Raw genomic sequence first — 12,844 nt, forward strand, 5'->3', positions numbered from 1 at the left:
CTTCCCGCTTCCGTCGATTACGCCTGTCCGCCTCCAAAGGACAGATCCGCCTGCTTCGGGAATTGTTTTTGCACCACCCACACACAAAGGAGTGACAGTGAAGAATTTCAGACATCCGGCAGCAGCCGTTGCGGGCGCCGCAATCGTGGCCATGCTGGCAGTTGGCTGCGGCGGCGGTGACACCGAAGCGGCAAGCGAGGACAACCCCATTCAGCTGAGCGTTACCACCTTCGGAACCTTCGGCTATGACGATCTGTACGCCGAGTACATGGAAGCCAATCCCGGCATCGAGATCAAGCCGACCAACATCGACACCGGCGGCAACGCCCGCACGGATCTGTTCACCAAGCTTGGAGCCGGTTCCGGCGTCAGTGACGTGGTAGCCATCGAAGAGGGCTGGCTCGGCGCAATCATGGAGGTGTCCGACAAGTTCGTGGACCTCAATGAGTACGGCGCAGCCGACATCAAGGACAACTGGGTCGACTGGAAGTATGAGCAGGGCACCGACGCCGACGGCCGCGTCATTGGCTACGGCACCGACATCGGCCCGCAGGGCCTGTGCTACAACGGAAAGCTGTTTGAAGCCGCCGGCCTTCCGAGCGACCGCGCAGCAGTTGCCGAACTCTTCGGCGGGGACGACGCCAGCTGGGACAAGTACTTCGAACTGGGCCGCGCTTACCACGAAAAGACCGGCAAGGCCTGGTATGACCAGTCAGGATTCGTCTGGAACTCCATGGTCAACCAGATGGAGGAAGGCTATTACACCGCTGACGGCGAGCTGAACGTTGACGGTAACGACGCCATGAAGAAGCAGTTCTCCCAGCTGGCCGACGCCACTTCGGACGGCCTGTCCGGCAACCAGACCGAATGGGACTGGGGCAAGGGCCAGGCCTTCCTGGACGGATCATTCGCCACCTTCGTCTGCCCGGGATGGATGCTCGGCACCATTCAGGGATCGATCGAATCCGCAGGCGGCGGAACTGACAGCGGCTGGGACTTCGCCGATGTCTTCCCCGGCGGCGCATCGAACTGGGGCGGAGCCTTCCTCTCGGTTCCCGAAACCTCCAAGCACCCCGAAGAAGCAGCCAAGCTCGCAGCATGGCTGACCGATCCGGAGCAGCAGGTCAAGCAGAGCACTGCGGCCAACAACTTCCCCAGCACCGTAAAGGCGCAGGAGGAACTCGCGGCGGCTGCCACCCCGAACGCGTACTTCAATGACGCACCCACCGGGTCCATCCTCGCTTCCCGCGCCGAAGGCGTAGTTGCCCAGTTCAAGGGCCCGGACGACTCCGTCATCCAGGAGAACGTCTTTGGTCCGGCACTGGACATGCTGGACAACGGCAGCGGCGACACCGACAAGGCCTGGGCCGAAGCGCTCAAGCTCCTCAACGAGCTGGTTGTCAACAACTAGCAACACCGGCTGCGGGGCCTCCGGCTACCACCGGAGGCCCCCCTATGGAGTGCGAGAAACCCCATGACCACCACACTGAACCGTCCGCAGACGCACAACGCGGCCAAGCCGAAGCCCACCTTCCGGCAGCGCCTCAGCTTCTGGGACCTCAAGGCCTCCCCCTACCTGTACATCTCCCCCTTCTTCATCGTCTTTGCCGTCGTGGGGCTGTTCCCGCTCCTTTACACGTTCTACGTTTCGCTGCACGAGTGGCACCTGCTCAAGGGCCAGGGCGAATTTGTGGGACTGGCGAACTTCACCGGCGTGCTGAGTGACCGGTTCTTCTGGAACTCGCTGTTCAACACCTTCAGCATCTTCCTGCTTTCCGCCATCCCCCAGCTGGCAGTGGCACTGTTCCTCGCCGCCGTCCTGGACCAGAATCTCCGCGCCAAAACCTTCTGGCGAATGAGTGTCCTGCTGCCCTACGTCGTCACTCCGGTGGCGGTCGCCCTGATCTTCACCAACATGTTCGATGAGCAGTACGGACTCATCAACACCATGCTGGGCAACCTGGGGATTGACCCGGTGCTCTGGAAAACGGACACCCTGCCCAGTCACTTGGCCCTGGCCACCATGGTCAACTGGCGGTGGACCGGCTACAACGCCCTGATCCTGCTGGCAGCCATGCAGGCAGTTCCCCGCGATATTTACGAATCCGCGGCGATCGACGGCGCCGGCCCCTTCCGGCGTTTCTTCAGCATTACGCTGCCGAGCATCCGCCCCACCATGATTTTTGTCGTCATCACCTCCACCATCGGCGGCCTGCAGATCTTTGCCGAGCCGCGGCTCTTCGATTCCGTGACGGCCGGCGGCAGCCAGCGCCAGTTCCAAACCACCGTTCTCTACCTCTGGGAGATGGCTTTCCAGCGGCAAAACTTTGGCCGGGCCTCCGCCATCGCCTGGATCCTTTTCCTGATCATCGTGCTGGTGGGCATAGTCAACTTCCTGATCTCCAAGAAAATCGCCACGGCGGACAGTAAGCCCCGCCGGGTTAGGAGCAAGCGATGAGCGTCCTTCAAAAGGCCGGTGCCGTACCCGGTACCGGAATTGATTCGGGCTCGGGCAAACCGGCACGTCCCGGATGGCGCCGGCAGTTGTTCAGCAGCACCCGGGGACCCGGATTCCTCACCTACGGCATCCTTCTGGCCTTCCTGATCGGATCGGCGTATCCGCTGTGGTGGTCAACTGTCGTGGGTTCCCGCGGCAACGAGGCCCTCGGCTCGGACTGGCCCCCGCTGTGGCCCGGCGGAAACTTCTGGCACAACGTCGGCGAAGTCATGAATACTGTGCCGTTTTGGAAGGCGCTGGGCAACAGCCTGCTGATTTCCGGAACCATCACTGTGTCCGTCGTCGTGTTCTCCACCCTCGCCGGTTACGCCTTCGCCAAACTCAAGTTCCGCGGCCGCGGAGTCCTGATGGTCTCCGTTATTGCCACCATGGCCATTCCCACCCAGCTCGGCATCATTCCGCTGTTCATGGTGATGCAGGAACTGGGCTGGACCGGCAAGGTCGGCGCCGTCATCGTGCCGAGCCTGGTTACGGCGTTCGGGGTGTTCTTCATGCGCCAGTATCTGGTGGACGTCATCCCGGATGAACTGATTGAGTCCGCCCGCATGGACGGAGCCAACATGATCCGCACGTTCTTCCACGTGGCGCTGCCGGCCGCCAAGCCGGCCATGGCCATCCTGTCGCTGTTCACCTTCATGATGGCGTGGACCGACTTTATGTGGCCGCTGCTGGTCCTGGGCGCCGACAATCCCACGCTGCAGACCGCACTCAGCCAGCTGCAGTCGGCTCGGTACGTGGATTACTCCATCGTGCTGACCGGTGCCGTGCTGGCCACCATCCCCCTGCTGATCCTCTTTGTGGCAGCAGGCAAACAACTTATATCCGGAATTATGCAGGGAGCAGTGAAGGGCTAATGAACAACGAAAACCCCCAGTGGAACAACTGGCCGGACGGCTTCATCTGGGGATCGGCAACAGCTGCAGCCCAGGTTGAAGGCGCCGCCTGGGAAGACGGCAAGCAGGACTCCATTTGGGATGCCTTTGCCCGCACACCGGGAAACACGCTGAACGGGGACACTCCCGAAACGGCCGTGGACCATTATCACCGCATGCCCGCGGACGTCGCCCTGATGAAGGAACTGGGGCTGGACTCTTACCGGTTCTCCACCAGCTGGGCCCGCGTCCGTCCCGGCGGCGGACCCGTCAATGCCAAGGGGCTGGACTTCTACTCCCGCCTCGTGGACGAGCTCCTCGAAGCCGGCATCCTGCCCTGGCTCACGCTTTATCACTGGGACTTGCCGCAGGCCCTGGAGGAAGCCGGCGGCTGGGCGAACAGGGACACCGCGTACCGGTTCGCAGAGTACGCGAATGATGTATACACGGCGCTCGGCGACCGGGTACAGCACTGGACCACTTTCAACGAGCCCTTCTGCTCCTCGCTGCTGGGTTATGCCTCCGGCGTGCATGCCCCGGGCCGGCACGAACCCCGCGCTGCTGTTGCCGCCGTCCACCACCAGCACCTTGCCCACGGCCTTGCCGTGACGCAGCTGCGTGAGCGCGGTGCGCAGCAGCTGGGCATCACCCTGAACCTGAGCAACTCCATCCCCCGGGATCCTTCCGATCCCGTGGACCTGGAGGCCGCCCGGCTCTTTGACTCCCTGCAGAACCGGATCTTCCTTGATCCCATCCTGCTGGGTGCCTATCCGCAGGACACGCTGCAGGACCTGGAACAGTTTGGCCTGGGCGACGTCATTGAGGACGGGGATCTGGACATCATTGGTGCTCCGATCGACTTCCTGGGCGTCAACCACTATCACGATGACCTCATCAGCGGCCATCCAGACACCACCGGGGCTGACGGCCACTCGGGCGGATCAGGGCGTCCGGCGGTCTCACCGTGGATCGGTGCGGAGCACATCACTTTCCCGAGCCGCGGACTGCCGCGCACCGCGATGGACTGGGAGGTCAATCCGGACGGCCTGCGCAAGCTGCTGGTCCGCCTGGGCGAGGAGTACCCCATGCTGCCGCCGCTGTACGTCACCGAAAACGGCGCAGCCTACGACGACGTCGTCAGCGCCGACGGAAGCGTGCCCGACCCCGAGCGCACGCAGTTCATCCTGGACCACATTGCGGCGGTGGGCCGGGCCATTGAAGCGGGTGCAGATGTCCGCGGCTACTTTGTCTGGTCGCTGCTGGACAACTTCGAGTGGTCCTGGGGCTACAGCCGGCGCTTCGGCATTGTCCGCGTCGACTATGACACGCAGGCACGGACGGTCAAGGACAGCGGCCATGCCTACAGCCGCTGCATTGCGGCCAGCCGGGCTGCCGGGCGCGTTGTCCAGGGCGGCGAGCCCGTGGCTCCCGTCGTGTGAGTACCCGTAACATGGGAACCCAGCCGCGACCCCGGCTCCACGGTGCAGGGAGAGATATCGGTGCAGGGAGAAATACCATTGAGTGCTGACTCCAGCCAGGCCAGGCCCGCCCCCACATTGGAAATGGTGGCGGCCCTGGCCGGAGTTTCCCGTGCCACGGTCTCCCGCGTGGTGAACGGTGCCCCGTCCGTTGACCCGGATCTGGTCCACTCCGTGGAAAAGGCCGTCCGCACGCTGAACTACGTCCCGAACCGCGCGGCCAGAACCCTGGCCAGCCGGCGGACCTACACCGTGACGCTGCTGGTGCCCGAGTCCACGTCCAAAGTTTTCGCCGACCCGTTTTTCGCCACAGTGGTGGAAGGCGTCGCCCGGTACCTGAACACCACCGAGTACATGCTGAACATGGTCACTTCTTCCGAAGCGAATCCGGAGAAGACCCGGCGGTACCTGCTGGGCGGCAACGTGGACGGCGTCCTCGTCGTCTCCCACCACACCGGTGATGATTCCTGGGCGCGGCTGGACGGCTCCCTGCCGCTGGTCTTCGCCGGCCGCCCGCTCGTGAATGCCGATGACAGCTACTTCGTGGAAGTGGACAACGAGGAGGGGGCGGCTGCCGCTACGGCCCGGCTGGTGGAAGCCGGACGGCGCCACATTGCCACCATCGCCGGACCGCAGGACATGCCTCCCGGCGTCGACCGCCTGGCCGGCTGGCGGTCAACGCTCCGAAAGGCCGGCCTGGATGATGCCCTGGTGGAAACCGGCGACTTCACCGTCACCTCCGGTGCGGCAGCCATGCGGCGGCTGCTGGACCGGGAAAAGCCGCTGGACGGTATCTTTGTGGCCAATGACCAGATGGCAGCCGGTGCCTACTCGGTCATCAAGGAACGCGGACTGCGCATTCCCGAGGACATCGCCGTCGTCGGCTTTGATGACGACTACTACGCCACCAGCCTGAGCCCGGCCCTGACCACCATCCACCACCCCATTGCGGCGCTTGGTGAGAAAATGGCCGAGCTCCTGGTGGAGCTGATCGAAGGGCGGCCCGCTGAACGCGTTCACCGCCTGCCCACATCCCTTGTTGTCCGAGAATCCGCATAGGAGCTGACTCTTCCATGACCCTTAGCACTGCCCCACGGCGCGTTGTCCGCCCACCCTGCGCGGAAGAAGGCGCGCCCTCTCCCCTGGCCGCAACCGGCGCCCCGCTGAACTGGGCCGTGGTGGCCACCGGCGGCATCGCCGGCACCGTCACCGCGGACATCGCCCAGCTCGAGGACGCGGTCCTGTATGCGGTTTCCTCGCGCAGCGGCACCAAGGCCGCCGAGTTCGCTGAACGGTTCGGTTTTGAAACCTCGTATTCCGACTCCGACGGCGGACCCTCCGGCTTTGAGGCGATGTTCTCCGACCCCGCTGTCGACGTCGTGTACATTGCCACCCCGCACGCCCAGCACTATGCCGTGGCCAAGAGCGCGCTTGAGCACGGCAAGCACGTCCTCTGCGAAAAACCGTTCACGGTCAACGCTGCGGAAGCAGCAGAACTGGTTCAGCTGGCCCGGGAACGGAACCTGTTCCTGATGGAAGCCCTGTGGACGCGTTTCCTGCCCAGCACCAACCGGACTTGGGACATCCTCGCCTCCGGTGAACTCGGAACCCCCTCCTGGGTCCAGGCGGACCTTGGCTTCCCCGCCCCCGAGGATCCCTCCTCCCGGATGTGGGACCCCGCCGCCGGCGGCGGGGCACTGCTGGATCTGTCCGTCTACACCCTGACCTGGGCCCTTGGCGCCCTGGGTTACCCGGACAGCATTGACGCCTCCGGCATCCTCAATAAGGACGGCGTGGACATCCAGAACGCCCTGACGCTGCGTTACGACGACGGCCGCCACGCCCAGCTCACCTCCTCCCTCGCGGCCTCGGGTCCGGGCGCAGCCACGATTGCCTGCAGCAACGGCTGGCTGAGGACCGGCGGCGGGAACATCCCGAACCCGCGCGAGCTGCACGTCCACGGCCCCAACGGAGCACGCGTGGAGACCTTCGAGCACGCCGGTGCCGGCTACACCTACCAGCTGCGCGAGGTGACGCGCTGCATCCAGGAGGGCCTGACGGAAAGCCCCACCATGCCGCTGGAGGAGACTCTGCGCACCATGGAGCTGCTCGACGGCGTCCGGGCCCAGCTGGGCCTGAGCTACGCCAACGACGCGCGCTAAAGCGCTGCGCACCGCAACCGGAGAAATGCGTTCCAACGCAAAGCGGGCCCCCACCGAAGTGGGGGCCCGCTTTTTTGGAGCTCATACTGACCGGTTATTTCAACCGCTCAGTTAGCACACCGGGAAATTAGTTGCCCGTGAGCTTCTCGCGCAGAGCGGCGAGTGCTTCGTCGGAAGCCAGCGTGCCGGCACCCGTCTCAGCAACGGCCGGCTCGGAGGAGTAGCTCGTGGTGCCGGATTCGGAAGACTCCGAAGCAGCTGCGATGTCCTCGGAAGCGTGCTGTGCAACCTGCTTCTTGTGGGCTTCCCAGCGGGCCTGGGCGTCAGCGTACTGCTGCTCCCAAGCGGCGCGCTGGGTCTCGTAGCCTTCGAGCCATTCGTTGGACTCGGGGTCGAAGCCCTCCGGGTACTTGTAGTTGCCGGCTTCGTCGTACTCTGCGGCCATGCCGTACAGAGCCGGGTCGAACTCGGTGCCTTCGGGGTCTACGCCCTCGTTGGCCTGCTTCAGCGACAGGCTGATGCGGCGACGCTCGAGGTCGATGTCGATGACCTTGACGAACAGTTCGTCTCCAACGGAAACAACCTGCTCGGCCAGCTCTACGTGGCGGACTGCCAGTTCGGAGATGTGGACCAGGCCTTCGATGCCGTCTTCGACGCGAACGAACGCACCGAACGGAACCAGCTTGGTGACCTTACCCGGCACAACCTGGCCCAGGGCGTGGGTGCGGGCGAAGGTCTGCCACGGATCTTCCTGCGTAGCCTTCAGCGACAGGGAGACACGCTCGCGGTCGAGGTCAACTTCCAGAACCTCAACGGTGACTTCCTGGCCAACTTCAACGACCTCGGAGGGGTGGTCGATGTGCTTCCAGGACAGCTCGGAAACGTGGACGAGACCGTCTACGCCGCCAAGGTCCACGAATGCACCGAAGTTGACGATGGAGGAAACAACGCCCGGACGAACCTGGCCCTTTTCCAGCTTGTTGAGGAACGTGGAGCGAACCTCGGACTGCGTCTGCTCGAGCCATGCACGGCGGGACAGAACAACGTTGTTGCGGTTCTTGTCCAGTTCGATGATCTTGGCTTCGATCTGCTGGCCGATGTACGGAGCCAGGTCGCGGACACGACGCATCTCGACGAGGGAGGCCGGCAGGAAGCCGCGCAGGCCGATGTCCAGGATGAGACCACCCTTGACAACCTCGATGACGGTACCGGTAACGACGCCGTCTTCTTCCTTGACCTTCTCGATGTCGCCCCAGGCGCGCTCGTACTGTGCGCGCTTCTTGGAGAGAATCAGGCGGCCTTCTTTGTCTTCCTTGGTGAGAACCAAAGCTTCAACCTGATCGCCAACGGAGACAACGTCTCCGGGATCAACGTCGTGCTTGATGGAAAGCTCACGGGAAGGGATGACACCCTCGGTCTTGTAACCGATGTCGAGCAGGACCTCGTCGCGGTCAACCTTGACGACGGTACCTTCGACGAGATCTCCGTCGTTGAAGTACTTGATGGTTGCGTCAATGGCGGCGAGGAAGTCCTCGGCAGTACCGATGTCGTTGATAGCGACCTGCGGGGTACTGGACTTCTCGGTGGTGGTGATGGTCATGTAGTTGGGACTCCGATGTGGAAGTTGTTTTGTATTCCGGATGCGCTCCCACCGAACTCGGAGCAGCCGTTCAGGCCTGCCTCAAGACAGTGCTTGTTTGTCCGGAGATGGACAGAATTGGTAACTTACTGCGCAATTACGCGCCAGATCAGTCTAGCCGCAGCTTGCAACTCAGGTCAAAGCACCCAGACTACTTTCAGGAAAGTAGTTCTGTATCGGCTAGAAATGAGTGCTGCAGTAGGGTGCCGGACCTGCTGTGAAGAGTGCATCAGTGATGTCCAACGCAGCACGGCTGCCGCGTATTCCGCCCGCTGCAGCCAGGGTGGAAGCGCTGACTCCGCCCAGATACAGGGACCCCAGGGCGGCATTGTCAATGTCGACTGCCTCTGCGCCTGAGGGAAGGGCCCCTCCCTCCGCCGGGCGGACATTGCCGGTTCCGCCGTGTGCATCCAACTGCCACACTCCGTCGGCCAGCCCCAGCGGATCCCGGACGGTCAGGACAAGGGTGCCGGACCCGGAGTAGTGCCGGGCCTCAAGGGCAGCCTTGGGATCCAGGATGCGAAGCCACAGCACATCCTCCACCGACGTAACGGAGTAGCGGCGGCGGTCGGCCAGCATCCACGGCAACGGGTCGGCTACCGGTGCCACGTTGAAGGTCAGCCGTTCCACCAGGTCGATGGAGCCGAGGTAGCGCCACAGTTCGCGGTAGGCCTCGCCGCTGGCCGCCACAAGATCCGTGATCTTGACGGTATGCGGATCGGTTTGCCAGCCGAGGGATTTGTACGTTGCGTAGCCGTCTGGAATACCGTCCCCGTTGTAGCGGATCACGCCGCGGAGGGCTTTGTCCGGCTCGGAGGTTTCCTCGCTCCATGCTCCGGATGCGCGCATCCAGTAGCCGCGCTGCCGTCCGAGGGCACCGAAGGTTCTCTGCAGGTGGGCGCGGTAGATTTCCGGTGCGAGCGACAGGAGCTTGGCGATGTCCGCGACGGCGATGCTCCCGGCGGGAGGGGCCGTGAACTCCAGCCCGCCGCGGGAATCCACTCTGGTTTCCGCGGTGGAGGTAGCTGCGCCGAACCCGAAGCGGCCGTAGATGGTGGCCTCCGACGCCGTCAGCCCGGCCAGCGCCAGCCCTGCTTCCTTGGCCTGGCGCAGGTCGCGCGTCATCATGGCGCGCAGGACACCGCGGCGGCGGTGCGTGGGGCGCACCGTCACAGCAGTCACCAAATGCGCCGGAAGGGGTCGTCCGCCGCCTACGTTCAGGGAGTCAACCATGGTGGCGTAGGTGGCTACCGGGACGGCCGCGTCCCAGGCGAACTCCGGCGCTGCGTCATCATAGACAGCCGTCAGGAGGCGCCGGTCCCGGAGGTATCCGTCCACCAGCCCGGGCAAATGTTTGGAGTCTGCCCGCTGCTCATGGAATCCGAGCTTAACGGCCTCGAACCAGTTGGCGGTGCGGGTATCCGCGGCCGTGCCGGCGTCGTCGTACCCCGGCGCGAACGAGTCGAACCGCAGCCCCGCAACCTCATCCATTCCCGGTGACCCCGCCATGTCCTTAGTGCCCGGCCTCGTGCCAGCTGACGCCCACGCCCACGGATACGTCCAGCGGAACGGACAGGTCCGCCGCCGAGCCCATCTGTTCGCGGACCAGCTTCTCCACCGCATCCCGTTCCCCGGGGGCGACTTCGAGCACCAGTTCATCATGGACCTGCAGCAGCATGCGGGATTTCAGGCCCTGTGCCTTGATTTCCGAGTCAACGCCCAGCATGGCCTTTTTGATGATGTCCGCGGCTGAGCCCTGGATCGGCGCGTTGAGGGCGGCACGTTCAGCCATTTCGCGCAGCTGCCGGTTGTCGCTGGAAAGGTCAGGCAGATACCGCCTGCGGCCTTCGATGGTGGAGGTGAAGCCGTCCTTCCGGGCCTGCTCGACGACGCCGCGCAGGTAATCGCGCACCGCACCGAAGCGGCTGAAGTAGTCGCGCATCAGGGTGCGTGCCTCATCCACCGGAATGGCCAGCTGCTTGGACAGGCCAAAGGAGCTCAATCCGTAGACAAGGCCGTAGGACATGGCCTTGACCTTGGAGCGCATGGCGCTGGTGACTTCTTCCGGCGGAACCCCGAAGATGTGCGAGCCGACAAACCGGTGCAGGTCCTCCCCCGCCCGGAACGCAGCAATCAACCCCTCATCGCCGGAGAGGTGCGCCATGATCCGCATTTCCACCTGGGAGTAGTCAGCGGTCAGCAAGGTCTCATAGCCCTCACCCACGGTGAACACTTCCCGGATGCGCCGGCCTTCTTCGGACCGGATGGGAATGTTCTGCAGGTTCGGGTTGGTGGAGGACAGCCGTCCGGTGGCTGCCGCCGTCTGGACGTACGTGGTGTGCACGCGGCCGTCGTCGGACACTGCTTTGCGCAGGCCTTCAACGGTCTGGCGCAGCTTGGTCGCGTCCCGGTACGCCATCAGATTGGCCAGGAACGGATGTCCGCCGGTCTTGATGATCAGGTCCGAGAGGGCGTCGGCGTCCGTGGAGTAGCCGGTCTTGATTTTCTTGGTCTTGGGCAGGCCGAGTTCGTCAAAGAGCACCACCTGCAGCTGCTTGGGCGAGCCGAGGTTGATTTCCTTGCCGATGATGCTGAACGCTTCGCTGCTGGCCTGGGCGATGGTGGCGCTGAAATCGTCCAGCAGCCGGTCCAGCTTTTCGGTGGACACCGCGATGCCGGCCAGTTCCATTTCGGCCAGGACCTCGGACAGCGGCAGTTCCAATCCGCCCAGGAGCTGGTTGGCGCCGCGGTCCACCAGCTGTCCCGCGAAGTGCTCGCTCAGCTGCAGTGCCGCGAAAGCCTGCATCACCGCCGGCGAAGCGACGTCTTCTTCTTCGAGCTGCAGCTGGAGCTGGTTGGATCCGGGAGCGGACGGAGTCAGGGACATCCGCAGGTGGTGCTGGCTCAGGTCCGCGAGATCGTAGCTGCGGCGGTCCGGCTGAATGAGGTAACCGGAAATGGCAGTGTCATCAACTTCGCCGGCCAGATGCAGGCCGCGCGCCGCCAGGGCCTTGTAGGCCTCCTTGAAATCATGGACGACCTTCGGCGCATCCAGGTCCGCCAGCCAGGCCGCGAGCACCTGTTCGGTGTCGGCGTCGATCTCAGTCAGCGGAACATACGCCGCCGCCGAGGCGGTCACCAGAGCCAGCCCGACGACGTCGCGCCCTGCCGCCGCACCTTCCGTCACCAGCTGCACTGCAGTCTTGGCTTGGTTGGTGGAGTCAATCCAGTTCTTCAGGGCTGCGGCGTCGGTGATGGTGACGTGTTCCGGCGGCAGGAGTTCGTGCCCGGTGGACGCAGCTTCCTCTTCGCCGTAGACGTCGAACAGACGCTTGCGCAGCGCGTTGAACTGCAGGGCGTCAAAGAGCTCTTCAATGGCTTCACGGTCGGGGCGCCGGGCAGCCATGGCGTCCAGATCCACCGGCAGGTCAAGGTCCCGCAGCAGGCGGTTCAGGCGGCGGTTGCGCTTAACATCCTCGATGTTGGCGCGGAGGGAGTCCCCCACCTTGCCCTTGATGTTGTCCAGGTTCTCGAGGATGCCCTCAAGTCCGCCGTACTGCTTGATCCATTTGGCAGCGGTTTTGGGGCCCACGCCGGGTACACCCGGCAGGTTGTCCGCGGATTCGCCCACCAGGGCGGCGAGGTCCGAATACTTGTCCGGCGGAACCAGATACTTCGCCTCAACCGCTGCGGCGTCCATGCGCGGCAGGTCGGACACGCCCTTCTTGGGATAGAAGACGGTGACCCGGTCATCCACGAGCTGGAAGGCATCGCGGTCGCCGGATACGACCATGACGTCCCAGTTCCGGGCCGAGGCTTTTTCGGCCAGCGTGGCCAGAATGTCATCCGCCTCAAAGCCGTCCATGGAGATGGTGGGGATGCGCATGGCTTCCATCACCTTGATGATGAGGTCTATCTGGCCGTGGAACTCCTCGGGCGTCTTGTTGCGTCCGCCCTTGTACTCCGAGTACTCCTCCGACCGGAAGGTGGGGGTGTCAAGGTCAAAGGCCACCGCGACGTGGGTGGGCTTCTCCTCCTTGATGAGGTTGATGAGCATGGAGGTGAACCCGTAAACGGCATTGGTGTGCTGCCCGGTGTCCGTGGAGAAGTTTTCCGCCGGCAGGGCATAGAAGGCACGGAAGGCCATTGAGTGGCCGTCGATCACCAGCAGCCGG

9 protein-coding genes are annotated in these 12,844 nt (G+C 64.0%); 6 read left to right on the top strand and 3 right to left on the bottom strand.

The window, feature by feature from the left end; all coding sequences use genetic code 11:
* Positions 1-151 precede the first annotated feature (151 nt).
* From AC4D2Q_RS11235 to AC4D2Q_RS11260, 6 genes are all read left to right on the top strand, one after another.
* A complete protein-coding gene (locus AC4D2Q_RS11235) occupies positions 152-1,411 on the top strand; it encodes an ABC transporter substrate-binding protein (RefSeq protein ID WP_490946594.1) in 1,260 nt (419 codons plus the stop codon).
* A 63-nt stretch (positions 1,412-1,474) separates the two neighbouring features.
* A complete protein-coding gene (locus tag AC4D2Q_RS11240; RefSeq protein WP_490946534.1) occupies positions 1,475-2,458 on the top strand; it encodes a carbohydrate ABC transporter permease in 984 nt (327 codons plus the stop codon).
* Positions 2,455-3,372, top strand: a complete 918-nt coding sequence (locus AC4D2Q_RS11245) for a carbohydrate ABC transporter permease (protein WP_490946535.1) — start codon at positions 2,455-2,457, stop codon at positions 3,370-3,372. The genes AC4D2Q_RS11240 and AC4D2Q_RS11245 overlap by 4 nt, the downstream gene beginning before the upstream one ends.
* The gene (locus AC4D2Q_RS11250) at positions 3,372-4,829 is read left to right on the top strand and encodes a GH1 family beta-glucosidase (protein ID WP_490946537.1); all 1,458 of its coding nucleotides are present in this window, start codon (positions 3,372-3,374) and stop codon (positions 4,827-4,829) included. The genes AC4D2Q_RS11245 and AC4D2Q_RS11250 overlap by 1 nt, the downstream gene beginning before the upstream one ends.
* A gap of 123 nt (positions 4,830-4,952) precedes the next feature.
* Positions 4,953-5,927, top strand: a complete 975-nt coding sequence (locus AC4D2Q_RS11255) for a LacI family DNA-binding transcriptional regulator (RefSeq protein ID WP_490946595.1) — start codon at positions 4,953-4,955, stop codon at positions 5,925-5,927.
* A gap of 14 nt (positions 5,928-5,941) precedes the next feature.
* Positions 5,942-7,030 carry a Gfo/Idh/MocA family protein gene (locus tag AC4D2Q_RS11260; protein WP_490946538.1) on the top strand — a complete coding sequence of 363 codons (1,089 nt, stop codon included), beginning with the start codon at positions 5,942-5,944 and terminating at the stop codon, positions 7,028-7,030.
* Between the two features lie 127 nt (positions 7,031-7,157).
* Here AC4D2Q_RS11260 and rpsA read toward each other — a convergent pair whose 3' ends face one another.
* The 3 genes from rpsA to polA form a co-directional block, all read right to left on the bottom strand.
* Complete coding sequence (rpsA, locus tag AC4D2Q_RS11265) at positions 7,158-8,630, bottom strand: 30S ribosomal protein S1 (protein WP_400928981.1); 1,473 nt, start codon at positions 8,628-8,630, stop codon at positions 7,158-7,160.
* A 219-nt stretch (positions 8,631-8,849) separates the two neighbouring features.
* A complete protein-coding gene (locus AC4D2Q_RS11270) occupies positions 8,850-10,178 on the bottom strand; it encodes a GNAT family N-acetyltransferase (RefSeq protein WP_490946539.1) in 1,329 nt (442 codons plus the stop codon).
* Positions 10,179-10,182: 4 nt separating this feature from the next.
* Positions 10,183-12,816, bottom strand: a complete 2,634-nt coding sequence (gene polA / locus AC4D2Q_RS11275; RefSeq protein ID WP_490946596.1) for a DNA polymerase I — start codon at positions 12,814-12,816, stop codon at positions 10,183-10,185.
* Positions 12,817-12,844 lie beyond the last annotated feature (28 nt).

The sequence above is a fragment of the Arthrobacter sp. TJ-178 genome (assembly GCF_058269275.1).

Coding starts and splice junctions, on each gene's coding strand:
- AC4D2Q_RS11235 (WP_490946594.1), top strand. CDS start 152: ATGCTGGCAGTTGGCTGCGGCGGCGGTGACACCGAAGCGGCAAGCGAG.
- AC4D2Q_RS11240 (WP_490946534.1), top strand. CDS start 1,475: ATGACCACCACACTGAACCGTCCGCAGACGCACAACGCGGCCAAGCCG.
- AC4D2Q_RS11245 (WP_490946535.1), top strand. CDS start 2,455: ATGAGCGTCCTTCAAAAGGCCGGTGCCGTACCCGGTACCGGAATTGAT.
- AC4D2Q_RS11250 (WP_490946537.1), top strand. CDS start 3,372: ATGAACAACGAAAACCCCCAGTGGAACAACTGGCCGGACGGCTTCATC.
- AC4D2Q_RS11255 (WP_490946595.1), top strand. CDS start 4,953: ATGGTGGCGGCCCTGGCCGGAGTTTCCCGTGCCACGGTCTCCCGCGTG.
- AC4D2Q_RS11260 (WP_490946538.1), top strand. CDS start 5,942: ATGACCCTTAGCACTGCCCCACGGCGCGTTGTCCGCCCACCCTGCGCG.
- rpsA (WP_400928981.1), bottom strand. CDS start 8,630: ATGACCATCACCACCACCGAGAAGTCCAGTACCCCGCAGGTCGCTATC.
- AC4D2Q_RS11270 (WP_490946539.1), bottom strand. CDS start 10,178: ATGGCGGGGTCACCGGGAATGGATGAGGTTGCGGGGCTGCGGTTCGAC.
- polA (WP_490946596.1), bottom strand. CDS start 12,816: ATGGCCTTCCGTGCCTTCTATGCCCTGCCGGCGGAAAACTTCTCCACG.